The 22,405-nt window shown below is 44.2% G+C and carries 19 protein-coding genes; 7 read left to right on the top strand and 12 right to left on the bottom strand.

The window, feature by feature from the left end:
* Positions 1-231: 231 nt before the first annotated feature.
* The 3 genes from der to M2387_RS12500 all read left to right on the top strand — a co-directional run bounded on the left by der (position 232) and on the right by M2387_RS12500 (position 5,454).
* The gene (der, locus tag M2387_RS12510; protein ID WP_259049683.1) at positions 232-1,719 is read left to right on the top strand and encodes a ribosome biogenesis GTPase Der; all 1,488 of its coding nucleotides are present in this window, start codon (positions 232-234) and stop codon (positions 1,717-1,719) included.
* A 187-nt stretch (positions 1,720-1,906) separates the two neighbouring features.
* Positions 1,907-3,799 (top strand): bifunctional metallophosphatase/5'-nucleotidase, encoded by a 1,893-nt coding sequence (locus tag M2387_RS12505; protein WP_259049682.1) that lies wholly within the window; start codon positions 1,907-1,909, stop codon positions 3,797-3,799.
* 446 nt (positions 3,800-4,245) lie between these two features.
* Positions 4,246-5,454, top strand: coding sequence for a diguanylate phosphodiesterase (locus M2387_RS12500; RefSeq protein WP_259049680.1), 1,209 nt, complete (start codon positions 4,246-4,248; stop codon positions 5,452-5,454).
* A gap of 91 nt (positions 5,455-5,545) precedes the next feature.
* On the opposite strand, the gene M2387_RS12495 is transcribed toward M2387_RS12500, so the two are convergent.
* Positions 5,546-6,364: a hypothetical protein gene (locus tag M2387_RS12495; RefSeq protein WP_259049678.1), complete on the bottom strand. Its 819-nt coding sequence runs from the start codon at positions 6,362-6,364 to the stop codon at positions 5,546-5,548.
* A gap of 223 nt (positions 6,365-6,587) precedes the next feature.
* Here M2387_RS12495 and M2387_RS12490 point away from each other — a divergent pair, with 223 nt between their 5' ends.
* Positions 6,588-6,809, top strand: coding sequence for a zinc ribbon domain-containing protein (locus M2387_RS12490; protein WP_259049677.1), 222 nt, complete (start codon positions 6,588-6,590; stop codon positions 6,807-6,809).
* A gap of 1 nt (position 6,810) precedes the next feature.
* Here M2387_RS12490 and xseA read toward each other — a convergent pair whose 3' ends face one another.
* Positions 6,811-8,196 (bottom strand): exodeoxyribonuclease VII large subunit, encoded by a 1,386-nt coding sequence (xseA, locus tag M2387_RS12485; RefSeq protein WP_259049675.1) that lies wholly within the window; start codon positions 8,194-8,196, stop codon positions 6,811-6,813.
* A 169-nt stretch (positions 8,197-8,365) separates the two neighbouring features.
* On the opposite strand from xseA, the gene guaB reads away from it, so the two are divergent.
* Complete coding sequence (guaB, locus tag M2387_RS12480) at positions 8,366-9,832, top strand: IMP dehydrogenase (RefSeq protein ID WP_259049673.1); 1,467 nt, start codon at positions 8,366-8,368, stop codon at positions 9,830-9,832.
* 68 nt (positions 9,833-9,900) lie between these two features.
* On the top strand, positions 9,901-11,478 hold the full coding sequence (gene guaA / locus M2387_RS12475; RefSeq protein WP_259049672.1) for a glutamine-hydrolyzing GMP synthase: 1,578 nt from the start codon (positions 9,901-9,903) through the stop codon (positions 11,476-11,478).
* 100 nt (positions 11,479-11,578) lie between these two features.
* On the opposite strand, the gene M2387_RS12470 is transcribed toward guaA, so the two are convergent.
* Together M2387_RS12470 and M2387_RS12465 are read right to left on the bottom strand one after the other, a co-directional pair.
* Positions 11,579-12,082, bottom strand: a complete 504-nt coding sequence (locus tag M2387_RS12470; RefSeq protein ID WP_259049671.1) for a YkgB family protein — start codon at positions 12,080-12,082, stop codon at positions 11,579-11,581.
* A gap of 62 nt (positions 12,083-12,144) precedes the next feature.
* A complete protein-coding gene (locus tag M2387_RS12465; protein ID WP_259049670.1) occupies positions 12,145-12,831 on the bottom strand; it encodes an MgtC/SapB family protein in 687 nt (228 codons plus the stop codon).
* Positions 12,832-13,340: 509 nt separating this feature from the next.
* On the opposite strand from M2387_RS12465, the gene M2387_RS12460 reads away from it, so the two are divergent.
* Positions 13,341-13,733 carry a DUF4440 domain-containing protein gene (locus tag M2387_RS12460; protein WP_259049669.1) on the top strand — a complete coding sequence of 131 codons (393 nt, stop codon included), beginning with the start codon at positions 13,341-13,343 and terminating at the stop codon, positions 13,731-13,733.
* Positions 13,734-14,184: 451 nt separating this feature from the next.
* Here M2387_RS12460 and M2387_RS12455 read toward each other — a convergent pair whose 3' ends face one another.
* The 8 genes from M2387_RS12455 to hcr all read right to left on the bottom strand — a co-directional run bounded on the left by M2387_RS12455 (position 14,185) and on the right by hcr (position 22,403).
* On the bottom strand, positions 14,185-14,373 hold the full coding sequence (locus tag M2387_RS12455; RefSeq protein ID WP_259049668.1) for a hypothetical protein: 189 nt from the start codon (positions 14,371-14,373) through the stop codon (positions 14,185-14,187).
* Between the two features lie 180 nt (positions 14,374-14,553).
* Positions 14,554-14,892, bottom strand: a complete 339-nt coding sequence (locus M2387_RS12450) for an immunity protein Imm33 domain-containing protein (protein WP_259049667.1) — start codon at positions 14,890-14,892, stop codon at positions 14,554-14,556.
* Positions 14,893-14,935: 43 nt separating this feature from the next.
* Positions 14,936-16,261 carry a darobactin maturation radical SAM/SPASM protein DarE gene (gene darE, locus M2387_RS12445; RefSeq protein WP_259049666.1) on the bottom strand — a complete coding sequence of 442 codons (1,326 nt, stop codon included), beginning with the start codon at positions 16,259-16,261 and terminating at the stop codon, positions 14,936-14,938.
* A gap of 19 nt (positions 16,262-16,280) precedes the next feature.
* On the bottom strand, positions 16,281-16,940 hold the full coding sequence (locus M2387_RS12440; RefSeq protein ID WP_259049665.1) for an ATP-binding cassette domain-containing protein: 660 nt from the start codon (positions 16,938-16,940) through the stop codon (positions 16,281-16,283).
* Position 16,941: 1 nt separating this feature from the next.
* Positions 16,942-18,225, bottom strand: coding sequence for a darobactin export ABC transporter periplasmic adaptor subunit (gene darC, locus M2387_RS12435; protein ID WP_259049664.1), 1,284 nt, complete (start codon positions 18,223-18,225; stop codon positions 16,942-16,944).
* Positions 18,198-20,585 (bottom strand): darobactin export ABC transporter permease subunit, encoded by a 2,388-nt coding sequence (gene darB / locus M2387_RS12430; protein ID WP_259049663.1) that lies wholly within the window; start codon positions 20,583-20,585, stop codon positions 18,198-18,200. The genes darC and darB overlap by 28 nt, the downstream gene beginning before the upstream one ends.
* Before the next feature lie 224 nt (positions 20,586-20,809).
* Positions 20,810-20,998, bottom strand: a complete 189-nt coding sequence (locus M2387_RS12425; protein ID WP_259049662.1) for a hypothetical protein — start codon at positions 20,996-20,998, stop codon at positions 20,810-20,812.
* Positions 20,999-21,434: 436 nt separating this feature from the next.
* Positions 21,435-22,403: an NADH oxidoreductase gene (gene hcr, locus M2387_RS12420; RefSeq protein WP_259049661.1), complete on the bottom strand. Its 969-nt coding sequence runs from the start codon at positions 22,401-22,403 to the stop codon at positions 21,435-21,437.
* Positions 22,404-22,405 lie beyond the last annotated feature (2 nt).

Raw genomic sequence — 22,405 nt, 5'->3', positions numbered from 1 at the left:
ATACCCAAAATAATTCGAGTTGCAGGAAGGCGGCAAGTGAGAGAATCCCGATGAGCTTACACGGGTAAGTGATTCGGGTGAACGAACGTAGCCAACGCACAGGCAACTTGAAGTATGATGGGTATATACGTTTGAAACGGTTCCCCTTATCAGGGAGCCGTTTTGGTTTTTTTTACAAACAGCAGATTGATGTTGTTTGATCATGTTTTTTTGAGTAATGAGGCTTTTATCATGGTACCTGTGGTCGCGCTGGTTGGGCGCCCTAATGTCGGTAAATCTACACTGTTTAACCGATTAACGCGTACTCGCGATGCTCTGGTAGCGGATTTTCCAGGACTGACCCGCGATCGTAAATATGGTCGTGCAGAAGTAGAAGGTCGCGAATTTATCTGTATCGATACCGGTGGTATTGATGGTACAGAAGACGGTGTAGAAACCCGCATGGCTGAACAATCGCTACTGGCCATTGAAGAAGCTGACGTCGTTTTATTTATGGTGGATGCCCGTGCCGGACTGATGCCCGCAGATGAAGGTATCGCGAAGCATTTACGCTCTCGTCAAAAAGCCACCTTCCTGGTAGCAAATAAAACCGATGGCATGGATCCCGATCAGGCGGTTATCGATTTTTATTCACTGGGCTTAGGTGAAATTCACGCTATTGCTGCTTCTCATGGCCGTGGCGTAACCAGCCTGCTGGAAGAAGCACTCCTGCCGTGGATGGACGATGTTGCTCCTCCTGAGGAAGTGGACGAAGACGCACTCTACTGGGCAGAGTTCAATGCTAAGAACGGCATTGTTGACGAAGATGCGCCAGAAGAAGAGGAAGAACCGTTTAATCCACAAGACCTGCCCATTAAGCTCGCGATTGTCGGACGTCCTAATGTTGGTAAGTCTACACTCACTAACCGTATCCTCGGTGAAGAGCGTGTTGTCGTTTATGACATGCCAGGAACGACGCGTGATAGTATCTATATTCCTATGGTTCGCGATGAGCGGGAATATGTCCTGATTGATACAGCAGGGGTACGTAAACGTGGCAAAATTACCGAAACAGTAGAAAAATTCTCGGTGATTAAAACTCTGCAAGCGATTGAAGATGCTAACGTTGTATTGCTGGTTATCGATGCTCGCGAAGGTATTTCCGATCAGGACCTCTCACTGTTAGGCTTTATCCTGAATAGTGGGCGCTCACTGGTTATTGTGGTGAATAAATGGGATGGTCTGAGCCAGGAAGTCAAAGATCAGGTTAAAGAGACCCTCGACTTCCGTCTTGGTTTTATTGACTTTGCCCGTATCCACTTTATCTCAGCCTTATATGGCAGCGGAGTCGGTAACCTGTTTGAATCGGTGCGTGAGGCTTATGACAGCTCAACACGCCGCGTCAGTACCGCACTGTTAACGCGTATTATGAATATGGCTTCAGAAGACCATCAGCCACCTCTGGTACGTGGTCGCCGGGTTAAACTCAAATATGCGCATGCCGGTGGCTATAACCCGCCTATCGTGGTTATCCACGGTAACCAGGTTAAAGATTTGCCTGACTCCTATAAACGCTATCTGATGAACTACTTCCGTAAATCATTAGAAGTGATGGGAACGCCAATTCGTATCCAGTTTAAAGAAGGCGAAAACCCGTTTGCTAATAAGCGTAACCTGTTAACGCCTAACCAGCTGCGTAAACGTAAACGCTTAATTAGCCATATTAAGAAAGGAAAATAAGTCTCAGTAGGATTTATTTTCTGCTAGAAAAACCTAAGCCCGCAAATATTGCGGGCTTTTTTGTTATAAGTCTCCATAAGCGATTCATCTCACACTTTCTATGCTTCTTTTGCAATTAGTCTGGAAATACTGAGATATCGATCTCATAATGTTATTTAATTACAATTACCTATAATTAAATAACATTATGAAAAAGACACTTCTTTCTCTGCTGCTTTGTTTAAGTACCTCTGCTATGGCTGCGGAACCGGTCAATATCACCATTCTCGGGACGTCTGATTTGCATGGTACTTTCGTACCCTGGGATTACTCCACGGATACTGAAAACCTTGCAGGCAGCCTGAGCCAGATTGCCACTCAAGTCCATAAAGTACGTGCCCAACAGCCGAACGTCATTCTGGTTGATGCCGGGGATACCATTCAGGGTAACTTTGTTGAAACCTTCAAGAATGATAAAACCAGCCCGATGATTCTGGGTTTTAACGCACTGAATTACGATGTGTGGGTCATGGGTAACCACGAGTTTGATTTTGGTTTGAAAGTCTTGTCTACACCATTAAGCCAGTTCAAAGGTACTGCTCTGGCGGGTAATATTTTCTGGGAAAGCGGTAAACCTTATCTGCCCGCTTATAAAATCATTGAACGGCAGGGGGTGAAGATAGGCATTATCGGTATGGATACGCCAATGACCGCCGAGTTTGCCAAGGGAACTGACCATATTGACGGTCTGACATTTACTAATCCAGTACAAGCGGTGAAAGACGTCATTGGACAAATCCAGGGACAGGTAGATGCGATTGTACTGGTCGCCCATATGGGCATTGATAATGAAAATGAGCGGCCGGGCACCGGTGTCGGAGATATTGCCCGTGCTAACCCGGAGCTGGCAGCCATTGTCGCCGGACATATGCACGTGAAAGTCGATAAAGAGATTATCAATGGTGTAATAATTACCGAGCCTGATAAATATGGCCGCGCGTTATCACGTATCGACCTGCAATTTGAGCAGCAGAATGGCAAGTATGTGCTGATCAATAAAGATAGCTATACCTATCCGATTAAAGGGATCACCTCAGACAAAGAAATGGAGGAGATTTATCAGCCGTTCCATACTATCCTGCGCGCCAATGCCAACCGGCCGATTGCCCAACTGACCGGTCAGGATCTGGTGCCGCCAGATGCGGTGAAGGGCATACCACAAGTGCATGTTCAGGATACCGGTATAAGTGCCCTGTATCAGGAAGCGGTTCGTCACTACTCACCTAAAGCCCAGGTCATTGCGTTGCAGATTGACAACGACAGCCCGAAGCTGAATGTGGGTACTATCGCTGCCAAAGATATTGCTTTCAACTATCAGTATGCGGGTGGCGAGATTACGGTTTATCAGCTGACGGGCAAGGAACTGAAGAAGTACATGGAATGGGTAGGAGACTACTTTAATCAGCAGCATGATGGCGATGTGACTTACAGCTTTAATCCACAACGGCGTGCTTCCAAATACTCTACCAATGACTTCTTTGATGGCGTGACTTACACCATTGATTTGCGTAAGCCTGTTGGGGAGCGTATTACTGATTTAAAACTTAATGATGGTACACCGGTCACGGATACGATGCCGATTCGTCTGGGAATGAACAGCTACCGCATGGGGCATCTGACGCAAAAAGGCGGCGTTCTGGAAGGGATGCAGTTCCCGGTACTGTCAGATACCAAAGCTGAGTACGGTGAGGAAGCCGGTACTATCCGTAATCTTACTATTCGTTATCTGACAGAAGAGAAGAAGGGTGAGTATCAGGGGAAAGCGATACAACGCTGGAAACTGGCGGGGCTGGAAGGGTATGAACCTGAGCGCAAGATTGTCGAAAAATTGTTGAATGAAGGCAAAATCAGCATTCCTGTTACTGATGACGGACGTTATACCAACGTCGCTTCGATCAATGTCAAAGGACTCAAGTTCAACGATCCGCAACAGATGAAACAGAAGATTACTGAACTACAACAGCAGGTAAAAGTTGCGACCGATCCCGTGGCTAAACAAAGGCTGAATGACAGCATTACGATTATTCAAGCCATTAATTGATTTTGACTTCTCTTTCCTCCTAATCCTCTCCATTTGTGTTGCAGGGGATTAGGAGCTTCCTCCTCGATAGTCTCCTCCTTACTGCCAGCACAGCACAGGAAAAACCATAGCGTGAAGGGTGCGATAAAGCGCATGATTTTCTGAAAACCAAGGTTATATCTAAGATCAAAAAATTTTACCGGGATTGATGTTACTATTTCATCATCATTTCTGATGAAATCAGTATCTGTTGGGTTATATTGTCAGAGAGTTCAGTATTTTAATGTATTTGTTGCCAGTTTCATCCGCCCGTCATTTGAATACCCTATTAACGATAGCGGTTCGTGAAAATGCCCACAATAATTGAATGCCCATACTCGAACAAAAATAATCGCTACTGTTTATAGAAGCAGAGAACATTCAGTTGCATAAGAAACATTAATCAATAGCTAAGCCAAAGGTTATCCATGCTAACCACTTTGATTTACCAGAGCCAACTAAGCGCAGAATGCTCGGATGATGATTTAAGGCTCCTCGCACGCATAGCCTGCGAGAAAAATAAGTCAATGCAGGTCACAGGTATCCTGTTGTTTAATGGATCTGAATTTTTCCAGGTTCTGGAAGGTGAAGAGCATGTCGTGGATAGCCTTTTCCGACATATATGTGACGATCCGCGCCATAACGAAATAGTGGAGTTAATGCGAGATTACTCTGCATACCGGCGGTTCAGCGCTACCGGGATGACGCTGTTTGAGCTACAAAAGATAGATACAGAAGCGCTGGCAGATGAACTCCATCATATGAGTCATAACCGCGATCTCCCTGATGACAGGGTATTTCGCTTTCTAAAAAGATTTATTGCTCAAGGTGGATGGTATCGTCTGTCTCAGGATTTCAATCCAGCAAAATGGCAGATGGTCAGTAATAACTGTTCCCGCAAATTATCTGCTCAATTTCTTGCTGCGAAAAATATCTGTACCTTTGCCTTTCAGCCAATAGTTGAACCTATGAGCGGCAAGGTCTCATCCTTTGAGGCTCTTATCCGGAGTCCGGAAGGAAAATCACCTGAGGAGCTATTTGCATCGGTTCCACCTGAATCACTTTATACTTTCGACCTTGAGACAAAAGCTATTGCATTGCAACAAGCGGGTCAGATATTACGAACTGATGAAAAGATTTCTATAAACCTCTTTCCTGGCTCTCTGTATACCATTCCGGGTTCAGTTGCCCTGCTGGTGGAACATATCAAACAGGCAAATCTCAGACCCGATCAGGTTATCATTGAGGTCCTTGAGACTGAATTAATCACCAGAATGGAAGATTTTCATAACTCGTTAAAAGACATCCGGGCGGCGGGTATCGGTATAGCGATTGATGACTTTGGCTCGGGATACTCCAGATTATCATTACTGTCAAAATTCCAGCCTGACAAGATTAAGCTGGATCGGGCTCTGATCGTGGATATTCATAAGAATGGCATTAAACAGGCGATGATTGCTGCGATAGTCAAGTATTGCGAAGATATGGGGATCAAACTGGTTGCTGAGGGCGTAGAGAAGTTAGAAGAGTGGTGCTGGCTCCAGTCAATTGGTGTCAGATTATTCCAGGGATACTTGTTTGCCAGACCCTGCCTGAACGGTATTAGCGAGGTACACTGGCCAGGAAGCACCGATTAAAGCATATAATAATCAGTTGTAAATGGCATTTCAGCTGGTGTGCGAAGTGCCTGATTTAATATGACAAAACCAGGCTGTGATGGGAGATAATTCAATATAGTTTCAAACTTGCTTCCATGGCGATACGTCTGGCTGTTTCTCCGGTACTGACTAAATTGTGATACAGGATATTCATTGTCTCTATTGTTGTTTTATCTACGCCGCGTGGTGGTCTGTCATTCCAGCGCTGCATCAGTTCGGATGCTAAAACAGCAATGAAGTATTTATTAGCGCTGGCCGTTTTATCAAAAATAGTTTGTAGTGTTTTAAAAAACAACTCGGCGGGAAAAGACTCTCCAGGTTGGGTGTTATCTGAGTTAATATCTAAAATAAAACTTAAAACATGAATATTGTGTTCTTCTATAATATTAATGAAATATTTGAAAAAATTATTGTTTATCTCCTCAGAAATGGACTCAACCATTAAAAATAAAGCCATCTTTTTTTCTGGCTCTACATCTATGGGTATAGATAAATCAAGAGCAGTGATATTTTTTTCTTCGTTGAAATATATTGAACGTAGCGTTTTTATTGCCCAAAGTAGATGTTCCTGCTTACAAATGCTATTAATTGAATTATCTTTTAATATCAATCCACTTTTTTCCTTGAACTCCCCAGTACAGGTTTCTTTTGTTAATATACTATCGAGCATAGCAAAGGAATGTAAGTTCTCACTTAATGTTGAACAAGTTTCACGCAGACAGGCATAACTTTTGGCATCAAGATTCCAGGCGATTTTACGGTGAAGCTCTTCGGGTAAATTAAGTAAATTGGTAATGTTGTCTGTTAAATTATATTGTTGTAATGCTTTAATCTGAGATGTCGATGGAGTCTGAGTGCAAGATATAGTATCTGATATAGAGTTAATCATAGTATCTCTTATAAGAATTAAATATATGTTTATAGTTGTATTTATAGTACGGTTGAAATGTGGGAATACTACCTAAAAACGCATTTATACCTGTCATTATTCAATTTTATTGGCATGATCTTGATAAATAGTTCAAGTAATAGAGCTGTTTTTTATTTTTATAAATGACGATAATATGGCAAGCGGGAAGGATATTTTCTATTGATCGATTCAGGAGGTTTTAATGTCTGTTAACTGTCCGATTTGTCAGAACGAGTTGGTCCCGGTTGAGGCTGGGGTACGTTGCGAGCATTGTCATCAGGATTTTAAGCTAGAGGCTCGTTGCCCGGACTGCCACAAGCCGTTACAGGTATTAAAAGCTTGTGGTGCAGTTGATTACTTCTGTCAGAACGGGCATGGTTTGATTTCTAAAAAGCGCGTTGAGTTTATTCCCGTCAGCGAGTGATTTATTCACCCGTTACTGCCGGTTTACGCTTACGGGGTGCTTTCAGCGGTGTAATCCTGAGCACCTGACTTTCTACCCAGCCATCATCCAGGCGGGTAGTGAGTTTATCGCCGGATTTTACCTGCCGAGTCTTCTTCAGTACTTTGCCATCATCCGCTGTTGTCACGCTATAACCACGGGCAAGGGTAGCCAATGGGCTGACGCCTTCAAGTTGTGCGACTGTACTGCCAAATCGCTGTTTTGATTCGCCAAGCTGAGCACTGACTAACTGCGTTAAGCGATGTTCAAGCTGTAAAAGCTGCGACTGGGCACGGTGAATACGCTGTTGGGGCTGCTGCTGATTAAGGCGACTTGCCAGGCGCTGCTGTTGCGTTGTGCCCCGGCGAATATGATTTTCGGTCGCTGTGAGTAAGCGCTGACGCAGGCGTTCCAGTAAGTTTTGCTGACGGGCCAGGCGTAACTGTGGATGCTGCTGTTGCAGACGATGCTGAAGGCGAGTTATCTGCTGTGAGCACTGAGCCAGATAATAGTCCATTGCCATTTCCATTCGCTGTTGCTGGGCTTGTAACTGGCGCAATAACTCCGTCTGATTACGGCTGACAATTTCAGCTGCAGCAGAGGGGGTCGGGGCTCTCAGATCGGCGACAAAATCGGCGATGGTGACATCAGTTTCATGTCCGACGGCACTGACTATCGGAATTTTACTGGCAAAAATAGCTCTGGCCACACGCTCATCATTAAAACTCCAGAGATCCTCAAGCGAGCCACCGCCACGCCCGACAATCAGAACATCACACTCACCGCGCAAGTTAGCCAGTTCAATGGCCCTGACGATTTGCAGTGGCGCATCTGCACCCTGTACCGCGGTCGGATAAATAATTATCGGTAACGAAGGGTCACGGCGTTCCAGAACCTGCAATACATCATGCAGAGCGGCACCGGTTTTGGAGGTAATTAACCCTAACTGACGAGCTGGGTTAGGCAACGACTGCTTATAATCCGGGGAAAATAGTCCTTCTTCCAGAAGCCGTTGCTTCAACTGTTCATATTGCTGTTGTAATAACCCTGCGCCATCTGGCTGCATACTTTCCACGATGATTTGATAATCACCTCGTGGTTCGTAAAGCGTCATATTGGCACGCACTACAACCTGCTGCCCGTTTTGAGGACGGAAAGTCACGCGATTATTACTATTGCGGAACATCGCACAGCGAACCTGAGCGGTATTATCTTTTAGCGTGAAGTACCAGTGACCGGAGGAGGGTTGGCTAAAATTTGAAATTTCGCCACGTATCCACACTTGGCCCATTTCTTTTTCCAGCAGCAGTCGAACCGTCTGATTGAGGCGGGAAACAGTAAAAATGGCAGAGCTATTAGGTATCGACATGTGACCCAGATCAAATTTTAAATCAGCAGGTTATCCGATCGATACTACCTTGAGTGACGTGATTATCAAGGTTTTTAGTAAAAAAAAGTAGATGCAATCGGTTACGCTCTGTATAATGCCACGGCAATATTTTATCTGTTCTCATTCACCTCCAGGTTGGGATATTGCTATGCTACGTATTGCCAAAGAAGCTCTGACTTTTGATGATGTTCTCCTCGTTCCAGCCCACTCTACTGTCTTGCCTAACACTGCAGACCTCAGCACCCAACTGACAAAAACCATTCGCCTTAACATTCCTATGCTTTCAGCAGCAATGGATACCGTTACTGAAGGTCGCCTGGCTATTGCTCTGGCACAAGAGGGTGGACTTGGTTTTATTCATAAAAACATGTCTATTGAACGTCAGGCTGAAGAAGTCAGACGTGTTAAAAAGCATGAAAGTGGCGTAGTGACTGACCCGCAAACTGTATTGCCAACTACCACTCTGCGTGAAGTTAAAGAGTTAACTGAACGTAATGGTTTTGCTGGTTACCCGGTCGTTGCCGAAAATAATGAACTGGTTGGTATTGTGACTGGACGTGATGTGCGTTTTGTGACTGACCTGAATCAGCCAGTCAGTGTTTACATGACGCCGAAAGAGCGTCTGGTAACCGTCAAAGAAGGCGAATCTCACGATATCGTACTGGCCAAAATGCACGAAAAACGTGTTGAGAAAGCGCTTGTAGTTGATGCGAATTTCCATCTGCGCGGTATGATTACCGTAAAAGACTTCCAGAAAGCAGAACGTAAACCAAACGCCTGTAAAGACGAACATGGTCGTCTGCGTGTCGGAGCTGCCGTTGGCGCCGGAGCGGGTAACGAAGAGCGTGTAGATGCCTTGGTTGCTGCTGGTGTTGATGTGTTACTCATTGACTCCTCTCACGGACACTCTGAAGGCGTATTACAGCGCATTCGTGAAACCCGTGCTAAATACCCTGAGCTGCAGATTATTGGCGGTAACGTGGCCACTGCTGCGGGTGCTCGTGCTTTAGCTGATGCCGGTTGCAGCGCGGTTAAAGTGGGTATCGGCCCAGGTTCTATCTGTACTACTCGTATTGTTACTGGCGTAGGGGTTCCACAAATCACTGCCGTAGCAGATGCTGTAGAAGCGCTTGAAGGTACCGGTATTCCGGTTATTGCTGATGGCGGTATTCGTTTCTCTGGTGATATTGCTAAAGCGATTGCTGCGGGTGCTTCAGCGGTCATGGTTGGCGGCATGCTGGCTGGTACAGAAGAATCACCGGGTGAAATCGAGCTTTATCAAGGCCGTTCATTTAAATCCTATCGTGGTATGGGATCGCTGGGCGCGATGTCAAAAGGCTCTTCAGATCGCTATTTCCAAACCGATAACGCAGCCGACAAACTGGTTCCGGAAGGAATTGAAGGCCGCGTTGCCTATAAAGGCCATCTGAAAGAGATAGTTCATCAGCAGATGGGCGGTTTGCGCTCCTGTATGGGTCTTACTGGCTGTGGTACTATTGAAGCACTGCGCACCCAGGCAGAGTTCGTGCGTATCAGTGGTGCAGGTATTCAGGAAAGCCACGTTCATGATGTGACTATCACTAAAGAATCCCCGAACTACCGTATGGGTTCCTGATTTCTCTCGTCCGGCCTTCGGGCCGGACGACTCTATTTTCTTTTTCACTTGCCTCGGAATTAGCGTCAATGTCGGAAAATATCCATAAACATCGCATTCTTGTCCTCGACTTCGGCTCTCAGTACACACAACTTGTTGCTCGTCGCGTACGCGAATTAGGCGTCTACTGTGAACTGTGGGCATGGGATGTCACTGAACAACAAATCCGTGAATTCAACCCAAGCGGCATTATACTTTCCGGTGGCCCGGAAAGTACCACTGAAGATAATAGCCCGCGTGCTCCACAATACGTTTTTGAAGCTGGCGTTCCGGTTCTGGGCGTATGTTATGGCATGCAGACCATGGCGATGCAGCTGGGTGGCCATGTTCAGGGATCAACTGAGCGTGAATTTGGCTATGCACAAGTTGAAATCAAAACTGATAGTGCATTAGTTCGTGGTATTGAAGATGCAGTCAGCGCTAACGGCGAGTCTCTGCTGGACGTATGGATGAGTCATGGTGATAAAGTCACCGCTATTCCGGCAGACTTCGTCACCGTTGCCAGCACCGAAAGCTGCCCGTTTGCCATTATGGCGAACGAAGAAAAACGTTTTTATGGCGTACAGTTCCACCCGGAAGTGACCCATACCCGTCAGGGGCAGCGTTTGCTGGAGCGCTTTGTCCGTGATATCTGCCAGTGTGAAGCGCTGTGGACATCAGCCAAAATCATTGAAGACGCCATTGAACGTATCCGCGTGCAAGTGGGTGACGATAAAGTGATTCTGGGTCTGTCAGGTGGCGTTGACTCCTCTGTCACCGCCATGTTGCTGCACCGTGCCATTGGTAAAAATCTGACCTGCGTCTTTGTGGATAACGGCCTGCTGCGTCTGAATGAAGCAGAGCAGGTTATGGACATGTTCGGTGACCATTTTGGCCTGAATATCGTTCACGTTGCCGCTGAAGAACGCTTCCTGAGCCAGCTGGCAGGAATCGACGAGCCAGAAGCCAAACGTAAAACCATCGGCCGCGTCTTTGTTGAAGTCTTCGATGAAGAAGCTCTGCGCCTGGAAGATGTTAAATGGCTGGCGCAAGGTACTATCTATCCGGACGTTATCGAATCCGCTGCCTCTGCTACCGGTAAAGCTCACGTCATCAAATCTCACCACAACGTCGGTGGTCTGCCGAAAGAGATGAAGATGGGCCTGGTTGAACCGCTGAAAGAGCTGTTTAAAGATGAAGTGCGTAAAATTGGTCTGGAGTTAGGCCTGCCTTACGACATGCTCTATCGCCACCCATTCCCGGGCCCGGGCCTTGGTGTACGTGTTCTGGGTGAAGTGAAAAAAGAGTACTGTGACCTGCTGCGTCGTGCAGATGCTATCTTTATTGAAGAACTGCATAAAGCAGATCTCTACAATAAAGTGAGCCAGGCCTTCACCGTATTCCTGCCAGTCCGCTCCGTTGGCGTAATGGGCGACGGTCGTAAATATGACTGGGTTGTTTCCCTGCGCGCAGTCGAAACCATCGACTTTATGACCGCACACTGGGCACACCTGCCGTATGACTTCCTCGGCCGCGTTTCCAACCGTATCATCAATGAAGTGGATGGCATCTCACGCGTAGTCTATGACATCTCGGGTAAACCGCCTGCGACGATTGAGTGGGAATAATACAGCTCTGCATATAAAGCTGTAAAAGACTTCAAAGCCCGTTTAAATACGGGCTTTTTTGTATGTCATGTTCTACGACTTCTGGCGGCGCTATCTGTTCTTATTTTTCAAGAACAGGATCCCTGCTTTTTACCGATGAGATTAACAGGCACAGAGATGCCGCTAGCAGAACCAGATCTTTTAACAGAAATTGTCCTATGCCAGCAGAGATGGCAGGGAACCCACCTAAAGAACTTTCAAAAACGCCCGGTGTAGTAATAAAGAAAGTGATAGTGACCAGGAATGTCATAGATGACATGAAGGCACCCAGAGCTGAGAATAAAGCATTAAAAGCGCCCGTGATGAGTAAAACCCCGGTCGTTAACTCAGCGGCCCCAAGAAAATAGCTAGCGCCTTGTACACCAAAAAGAACGTGTAACCAGCTCATAATAGGGCTGTTTTCAATAAATGGAGCAATGCCTAGCGCTTCATATTCGGTAAATTTCATGCCTCCGAACCAAAAAAAAACCACAACCAGTGACCATCTTAAAAAAGACAAATGCTTATATGACCCTGAGTTTTTTTCAGCGACAACAAAATTTAATTTATTTAAAAAATAACTCATAAGGCATCCTCCTGAAAGAATAAATTTAAATGTATCAGTAATTTTTCATCTTTTTCGGTTACTCACATTAGTGAGCAAAATGCATATTCAACTTCAGCAACGTTATTAAGTTCATTTAAGATATCGTTCATCTCCTCCTGAGTAATTGAGGTCACGACTAAGACGGCTTTTATGATAACCTCATCCTGACCAAATGCATTTATTGAGAAATCTTGCATCTGGATATTAATGACCGCCAGAACATCCCTCATATGTTGAATGACTTTTTTGGTGTCTTTTATATTAGTGATTATATTAATATTATGCGTTATTTCAGTTTGGTTATTTATAGGTTTTCTATCGATGATATTAACTATCGGTCTCAGCAATATATTTATAGATAAAACAAATGCCGTGGCAAGGATTGCGATTGTATACATATTAGCGCCCGCAGCAGCACCCACTGCGCCGGAACACCAGATAGTCGCCGAGGTGTTGAGTCCCTGGATGCCACCATCTTGCCGCATAATCACACCCGCACCAAGAAAACCAATGCCTGAAACGACATAGGCGATGACTCTTACAGCCCCATCATACCCATCAATACTTTTTGCTAAATTAACGAAGATGGCTGCGCCAAGGGTGACCAATATATGCGTTCTTAACCCTGCCGTTCTTTGCCGGTACTGACGCTCGATACCAATACACCCACCCATGACAAATGCAGCGGTTAATCCAATAACGGAATTAGATAGCTGATACATATCCATATAAAGAGTTCCTTATATATAAGCTATGTAGATAAATTTAAACCATTTTTAGTTATGCGCAATCTATTTATTAAATTAAAAGCACAATCAGCGGGTGAGTTTTATACAGGTGACAAAAAAACACATTGTATTACGAGGGGTTAGGTCTTGTTGTTATTATTTAATGTCACGGATAAATAATATGTAAAATACCTTCTCTCGGCTATGTTTTAGTTGGAAATATCTTATTTTCATGAGGAGTAGTAAGATATTTCCTTGCGTGATGGGAATAATCGGTATAACAAAGAGGTCAATAATAAATTGAATAAACAGGTGTTATGGAGGTATACATTTTGCGTATTCTCATGGGAGTCTCAGATCATAATAGGGTGGCAAAAAAGACAGCCATGGCTACAAGAAGCATCACTTGTGCTTTCTTGCGTTTACTCATCTATTCCTTCTATAATAAAATATGATACGGTGATAGCTATAGATTATAAAATTATTCTTACCCTTAACAAGGAAAAATAATGAATCGTTATTTCCAGGAAGTTTTAGATGCTCACGTATTGATAGGTCGCTGGTTGAGTGATACCAGTTGTTCCCCAGATGTCTGCGATCAATTACTGGCGCGCTTTAGCCCTGCTTATTCAATGGTGACTCCTGGCGGTATCAAGCTGGATTACTCGTCGCTGGTGACTTTTTTTCGTTCACAATGTGGTCAGAGATCGGGGCTAGAGATTGAAATCGAAAATATGCAGCTGATCGCTGAAAGTGCTACGGGGGCGACAGTGACTTATCTGGAACGTCATAAAATGCCTGGCCTTGCTGAAACTCTGCGTTTTTCGACCGTGATTTTTGAATCAGATAAAGATAGTCAGATCATATGGCGTCATCTGCATGAAACAGCATTGCCGTTATAAGGCGAGAGGCCTTATTAATCCGTAGAGATAAAGTTCAATGAATGAAGTCCAGTATGTGGTGGAGGATAACGCTGGGCTAATCTTCAGTATGATGCTGGTGAGGAATCCGGAACGTAGATAATTATATTATTTTTTAGGTGCTAAGTCGGCTAATGATATTAATAGTCCAGTTCCGCAAGAAATGATTAAAGGAAAAATAAATGCATCAGATGTTCTTAATGGATTCTTTATATCGAATAAAATAACGATAAAAAATACACTCGTCGCAAAAGTTGTAGAAGAATATAACACACTGACTTTACCTGGTAACTTATCAAATCTAAGTGCAGGCGTATTCTTAGCAAAGTGATCCCATACCAAGTGGGTTATCATATAAACAAAACATATGTAGAAATAAAAGTGTGTTAACTGCTCAGTATTTTGTGGAAGATACCAAAGCGACTCCTGCAATTTAACCCACCAGTTTTTTCTTAATGTAGATAACTGCTAGTGTAATAGCACCGATACCTGCCATTTCTAATGCAAACTTGGTAGTTACCGTTAATGCTGGAATGGCAATAGATAAACCGCCTGTCAGCGCAAAACCAGCACCAGCACCTGCTAGCATTGTTTTGATAAAGCTGATTATGTTGCAACTCATACAGGCCTCCTTACCATTTAATTAAAAATTGATTCCCTTAAAGATGATTTTACGGAGTAACCAGGGCGATTACAACTTACCCAATATCAGTATTCGCTTTTAAATAAAGGAAGAGGTCAGGAGTGACAGGCGACGATAAAAAAGACTTCAATGTCTTGAATTATTCGCCAGTCGATATAATTAGCTTATCCATACATCCTCATAGCCCTCTCGATCTATTATAAATTTAGCCCCGGCAGGTAGGAACAAATATTTAATTACTTCCGGGAGTGTTTCTGCTAAATGATGAAGATGAAGCGGTTGATAAAAATCGTTTGCAGCTGAATGTTCCCCGCAATGGATAAACCAGCTTATAGTACCATTCTCAGGAAGCTCGATCCGGGTTCCGTAAATGGGGGATTTATGCAATGAATCCAGCGCTATCGCGACCATTTCTTCAGGCGGAGATAGGGGTAAATTATACTTAGCACATACTGCTTTTTGCGGGGCATCAGGAAGTATCAGGTTAGCTGGGTCCATATCTCGATTCCTATTCTTTTATCACTTATGAAGTGACAAGTATCTATGATGAGACGGCATTTTGTTCCTTATTCAGACACTCTGCAATCACCGCCAATAGTTTACCTGTACCACAGCAATGATCCTGGTAACCAATGACATGCCGTCGATTAATCACACGATCATGAGGACACCCTCCCTGGCAGATGGAAAACCAGCGACATTGGCGCATTTTATTAAAAGCATCTTGTTCTTCACGTACTGCTATTTGGTTATGTACTGAATTGGCCAGTAGATCTGCCAGATCGTTTTTTATCAATGAACCATACTGACTACCTGCGTCACCCACATATTTATCACAGGGTGAGACATCTCCGTTTGGCTCAATTGTAATAACTTCTTGTGAGCAATTTTCTGACCAGTAACAGGCAGCTAATTGAGCACCTGGAAATTTTATTGCGTGGATAAAATCACTAAATTGTGGAATAAGCATTGTGGTGCGGTATTCATTCCACCAAATTCTAAATGTTTGAGTCAGAAAGGAAATGAAATCAGCATAACTAATGTAACTATCATCGATTTTACCTCCGGCAGGAGTACGATTATCAGGGACGATATTAAGGAATTCGATATTATTAAGACCTATTTTTATGAAATAATCGAACATTTTTCGATGGTCTGTTTTATATACTTGTTTATCAACAACGATCAAGGCTCCAAAAGGTATATTATGTTGCTTAAGTTTTTCAATTCCCAATGCAACACGTTGTGAAGTTCCTATACCTCTATAATCGACTCTACGAGAATCATGGATAGCAGGGATACCGTCCAGGCTAATACCAACATGCATTCCAATTCCTTTGATAAAGGATAACCAATCATCTGAAATATTCACTGCATTTGATTGCATTGAGTTAGTAATATAATGTTCTGGTTTCTTGAATTTTTGCTGTAGCCATATTAATTTCTGAAAGAGTAATGGTTTAAGTAGTGTTACTTCACCACCATGCCAGACAAATTCAAATCGTTTAATATTCGGAATTGATAAGATTTTATGGATAACTCTTGCCATTATCTCAAATGACATTGTCTGGTTAGGGCCTTCAGCCCAGGAGTGGCAATAAGTACAACGTAAATTACATAAACGAGTCACTTTTAACACGATAACTAATTTTTTTGCAATCAGTGGTTGTACTGTGATTTCTCTTTGATTCTCAATATAAAAAATATTTTGCTCTTCAGTATCTAATAAATCTAGTTCAGATATTTGACCAAGTAGGTAAGCACTCATTTGTCGATAATCTTGGGTGGCGATTTTTTCGAGCTCGCTTGCATTTAGCGTTGATGTTGGATCTGTCTCGAGCTGAATAACAGGTATGAGTCCATTCATTTATAATCTCCTTACTCTATCATGTGAGATAACCATCCTTCATTATCAGGTGCCTCCCGGCATAATCTGCGGCTTCTAAAGAATGGGTGACCATAATAACGGTGGTTCCAGACTGATTAATTTCCGTTAGCTGCTTTAAAACTATCTTACTGTTTTTACTGTCTAAATTCCCCGTGGGTTCATCAGCTAAAATGAGCTTTGGCCGGGATATCATAGCGCGAGCAATGGCCACTCGCTGTTGCTGGCCTCCGGAAAGTTGTGCCGGATAATGGGTACTTCTGGCGGATAATCCGAACTGTTCAAGAGTTTGTGTTACGCGATTTTTGCGCTCAGCCTTGGGTACACTGCGATACTTAAGGGGGAGCTCGATATTTTCATATACCGACATAAAATCAATCAAATTGAAGGATTGAAAGATATAACCAATCAGCTGGCGACGAAGTGCTATTTTTTGGCTGTAACCCATTTGAGTCACTTCTTGCTGAGCCAGTTGTAATTTGCCTGTATCCAGTGTTTCAAACATCCCCAGAACGTTAAGTAATGTTGTTTTCCCTGATCCGGATTGCCCCATAATAGAGACAAACTCCCCAGCTTCGACACGCAGGTTAATATCGCGCAGTGCCAGCGTTTTGATTGTTCGCGTGGCGTGAGCCTTTTCAGCATGTTCCAGATTTATCATATTATTCAAACTCGATAATGTTAGATTTGGCTATGTGGCTGTCAGTAAAGACCACGACCTGTTGCCCTGGCGATATCCCACTGACGACTTCCGACTCGGTTTCTCCCTGACGTTTAATCACAACCGCGGTTTTAATAGCGCGGTGCTGTTTCTCATCATAGAGATAAACGGAGGTACTGTTTTCTTCGATAAAAACGGCACTGGAAGGGATATGTAATACATCCGGCATTGTGGCTAATGAAATCTGAAGATCGACAGACTGCCCGCGTTTTAACGACAAGGGTTGTGGGTGAGCAAGAGCAAGTCTCGCAATAAATTTGCCATTTTCTACCTGAGATGAGACCGAAATAATAACGAGAGGAATATCTATACCAGCATAATGTGCGCTAACCCTGTCCCGGGGTTTGATTTTGTCCAGATAGTATTCACTCAGTGAGGTTTCAAAATAATAACTCTCCGTATTATCTAAGGTGGCGACTTGTTCTCCGGCTTTAATTTGCTGGCCAATTTTCATTGTTAAGGGTGAGAGAATGCCGTCGATTGGAGCGGTGATGGTGAGTTTCTCCAGGCTTTTTTCTGTCTGCGTTATCAGTTTTTCCAGATAATTGAGTGAAGACTCTATTTCTGTAAGCCGGAACGGATGTACGCTTTCTTGCTGTGTCTGATAAGTGGTTAAAACCCTGTCGCGTTTTTTCCAGTATGCCAGTTCATCCAGCAGCTGTTCATAGGTGGCCTTTTCCATAATACCGCGTTCGTACAATATCTTTTTGCGCACCACCTCTTTATGGCGTTTATCTGTTTGATGCTGTGCATCTTGCTGAGCAAGGCGAGTTTCAAGGTCATCTTTTTCCAGCAATCGCCGAATATTACGCAGGTTATTGATTTGTTCAGTGACATCGGCAATTCGCGATGTCACCTGTAAAACAAAGTCATCATTGGACAGTTGAGCAATAAGGTCGCCTGTTTTAATCTCACTGGATTCAGTCTGGCGGATAGCTGTTATCGTGCCGCCGCGTTCAGAGGTTACCATCACACTTTTGCCGGGTATTGCCACTGCCCGAGTTACCAGCCTGTCAGTAAATGTACCTCGTTGTACGGAATGGAGAGTGATGCTGGCTAAGGGGATTCGTGTCACTTTTTCTGTTCTGAAAAGTGTTATCAACCACAGGCATAACAGAGCAAATAGAATCAGCGCCAGAGCGACTAGCCCTTTTGCTAATCGATGCGCCGTATTTTTGTTATCCAGTTGAATATCCATCAGGCAGCCTTCTGCTTTAACTGGCATCTGGTGCCTTGAACATTACACAGCACCAAGGCTATCGCCATGATGGAAACAACCACGAGGCCCAGGAGTAACAGAGAGCCAAACGCATTGATGTAAACCACTCCGCTCACAGACTGATACTGCTGTAACCAGCTTCTTAATAGCAGGCTACCCGAGAGAAGTGCTACGGCTAACGAAAGCACGATTGGCAGGACATAAAGTCGTAGAAAAAAAACCATGCTGGTGGCAACAGAGCCTCCCACTGCCTCCATGATTTTTAGCGTGCCGTTTAACCGTTGCGCTTCTGAAATACTGATGATCAGGGTACTTATCACCATAACGACCAGCGCCAGTATCGCGGTAAGCATAATGACATTGAGCATCAGTTGAGCGTTCTGAAAATGGTGGTTATGAATTTGCTCGACCGTTTGTATTGACAGACCTGGGGGGCCATAGCGTTTAAGCAGTGTGTAAAGGGCTGGCAAATACTGCTGATGCGAATATGACAGTGTTGCAAATTTTTCCAGACGGTCATTGATAAAAATGATTAGCGGCTGTGGGGAGGGAAGGTGTTCTCCGAGGTCAAAATCCTCCACTATCTGCAATACGCGCAGCTCCTGTTGTTGTTCTGGATAGGGGATGTAATAGCGAGTATTCAGCACCTCATCGAAGCTCTTTTGCCCCATAGCATGCATAAATTCCCGGGTGACGATAGCATGCGATACGTGGTCATCTGAGCTCGCTAACAGCCTGTTTTTCCGGCCTGCCAGCGCGGTTAAGCCCCAGACATCGCTAAAGTTTTTATCACCATAAAGGGCATTAACGGTAGTAAATTGGTTATGTACCGACTGCTGAGCGTGCTGCACGCTGAGTATCTGGCGCGACATATCAAAGGGCTGCCAGCTACTTAGACTGAGGTTTGAGGCGTTATCTATTGATTTGAGTCTCTGCCGTAACTCATGCAGGCTACCCGACGAATAGAAACTCTCATCCAGTGAGAACGTTAAACGGTGCGTTTTCTGATAACCAAAATCGGTATTTTCTACTGTGTAATTTTGGGTCATTACCCCAGCCCACAGATAAACAGTGATCCCTGTTACCACCAGCTGTATCACCATCATTATTCGATTATTGTAATTAGTTTGTCTGTTTTGATAGCGGCTCAGGCTATGTGAGGCCTGCTTACTGTAGATAAAGAGTGAAAGATTGAGCAAATGTGAGCTCAGCATAATCAAGCCAGTAAACAGCGCTATGCCGGTAAATATCGCCAATATTTGCATGACTGACTGATGAGCGAACAGGTTATTGATATCGGGTGAGAGCTGTACCAGCCCCCAGAGGAACAAGCCAGCTAATGTCACCGTTATCAGGAATTGGGGTAATAACAGACTCAATGATTCAGTCAGGAGCTGAGTATTTGAAGCACCAACGCTACGCTTGATATGCAGGCTTGGTAGCCTGGCGGCATTGAGAATACCGTTGATGTTGAAAAAATTGATAGTGGTAGAAAGCAGGACAAACAGCGCGGCAATATACAGAATATAAAGTAAGGATTTTTCACGCGTGGTAGCAAGCTCATCGGCATAGCCATGGTTGTAGTGCATATCCTGGATAGGTCGGGCACTAAACGTAAGAAATGATGACGGCGTAAAAGGTACGCCCGCGAGTTGTGGTGCGTTATGGGTGACGATATCAGACAGTATTTGCTGATTAAAATGTGAGTGACCAGAATGAAGTCGAGCAAAGGTATAGACGTGGGTATCGTACCAGTCGAGCCGTTTATCCTGATATCCCTCAACTCGCTCTGGAGTGAAGGCAATAATGGCCGGAAAATTAAGGCTGCTGCTGGGCTGAGGCTCAACAATCGCTTTGATAATAAACTGCCCACTTTCCCCCAGATTAACTATTTTACCAAGAGGATCGTCAAGTCCGAGATACTTGCGATTAAAATCCGCAGTGATGTAGATTTCATTCGGTCCTGGAGCCGGTAAATGATTACGGTAAGGATGCAGTTGTTCCATAAATGCAGGTGTAACGGCAAATACAGATATATGGGGAATAATGCGCCCTTGATGATTGAGTTGGGCATCCAGCCGCCAGGTATAGCCCACGCTTTCAATATCGGGATGTTTTTGTAGTGCTTCGACTAATGGAAGCGGAATTTTTGCCGAACGTACAGTATCGCCATTCGGGAGATTAAACTGGCTTTCAATTCGGTATAGTTGTTCAGATTCAGAGAGACCCCGATCAATACTACGGTCAGTAATATAAAGCATAATAACCAGAACTGTCGTAGCTAAACCAATAACAGTAATCATCAGAGCTAAAATAGCCGCAGCCGGTTTTAGTTTTAAGTCATTAATGAATATATTTAAATTCATCAGCAGCGGTGCCTGTTAGTTTAATTACTTAGATATACCCGCCATACTTCAAGTTGTATGCGTGTTGGCGGCATTCATTCATCCGAATTCTTATCTGCATAAGCTCATCAAGATTCTCCGACTTGCCGCGATACGAGACTCATAAATGAGTCTCGTCCTGATGAAACAGAGCTTTGCGTTATTCAAAACGTAAACGTTTTATCATGTGACTTTAATTGCTTTTGTTAATAATTAAAGCCCTTTGACCAATTCCAGGCCAGCGCGGTTGTTTGTTGAGGTAAGTGTAATATGTCATCAATATTCTTGGTGTTAATGGCTGGAAGCATTCCTTTTACACTTTGATTTAATATTGTTAATTGCTCATGTAACTGACTTGATGATAATATTGTTTTTTGATCGATGATTGTATCCATATAACCTCCATGTCTTTTTGCTTAAGAGATGAGAATAAATATAAGTGAGTCATCATTTTCAAATACCATCTTAAAGCTGATTTTATTTTAGTCAATCAATATAATCCTATATTAAAATGCAGGTTGTATAATTATACGTGTGAATTATTTCATTCTGCATTCATTAAATGATTTATTCGATCTCTGCAAGGATTAAAATAGAGTTATAATCAGAGGCTGGTCATTTTTTAATTGTATTGTGTTTCATTGCTAATAATTGATATTAAGAACCAATATAATGGATTTATATCGATATGAGTTATTTGCGATTAGAGCGGTGAACTTCTTGATTTATCTGTCGGTTCTAAAAGGCGACGATTAAGGGAATAGGTATTTTTATTACGAGGATAACTTGTTAAGAAAAAGGCCCTTCCACTAATGGAAGGGCCTTTTTTTCTCAGGCGAGCACTAAATCACTCACCGGCTTACAGGCACAGGCCAGTACATAGCCATTGGCTATTTCCTGCTCGGTGAGTGTCATCGTGCTACTGACATTGTATTCACCGGAAATAACCTGTGTTTTACAGCAACCACACACCCCTTCGCGACAGGCGGCATTCACGGGTACCTGATTGCTTTCCATCGCTTGCAACAGGGAATGGCCCCGTGCCGCAAAGAAGGTTTTTTCAGGTGACAGCTTAGTGAACTTGAGACCTTCAGTCACAGGAGCTGCAACCGGCGTAAAGAACTGCTCTTTATAGAAATCGGTGACGCCCAGCTTATGTGCCGCACCTTCAACCCAGTCCATATAAGGGGCTGGGCCGCAGCAGAATAGGGTTCGTTCTGTGAGGTCTGGCACCGCGTTTAGCATCGCTTCCGTCAGACGTCCTGGTACAAATCCTTCGCTGGCATCGTTTTCCGCAACCAGGGTTACCTTATAGCCTTGCCATTCATCGGCGAAGATAACATCTTGCGGGGAACGTACGCTGTAGATAACCTCGACATCCACTTCAGGACGAAACGCCGCCAGCCAGCGGCGCATCGACATCACTGGCGTTACGCCGCAGCCCGCAGCCAGTAATAATACTTTACTGCTGGTGATGTGATCGCAGGTAAACGCGCCCTGGGCATCGGATAGCCAGAGATAGTCACCTCGTTTAACATTCTGGGTCAGCCAGCCCGAACCGGCACCATTATCAATACGGCGTATGGTCAGAGTGATGTACTCGCTGACACCCGGCGTTGAAGACAGGGTATAAGCGCGCAGGGTATCTTTACCATTACCAATACTGACCATCGCGTACTGACCTGCACGATAGGGGTAATAATCGTGGCAGAGCAGCGACAGAGTCCAGACATCCGGTGTTTCCTGATGAATGTGATGAACCTGCATGCGCCACGGGCACTGGGACGTTGGCATCGTCATGG

The organism is Klebsiella sp. BIGb0407 (assembly GCF_024807845.1).
In the GTDB taxonomy this organism is placed as follows: Bacteria; Pseudomonadota; Gammaproteobacteria; order Enterobacterales; family Enterobacteriaceae; genus JGM124.
Note: the sequence above shows the minus strand (reverse complement) of the source record. Positions and strands in the feature narration are given on the sequence as shown.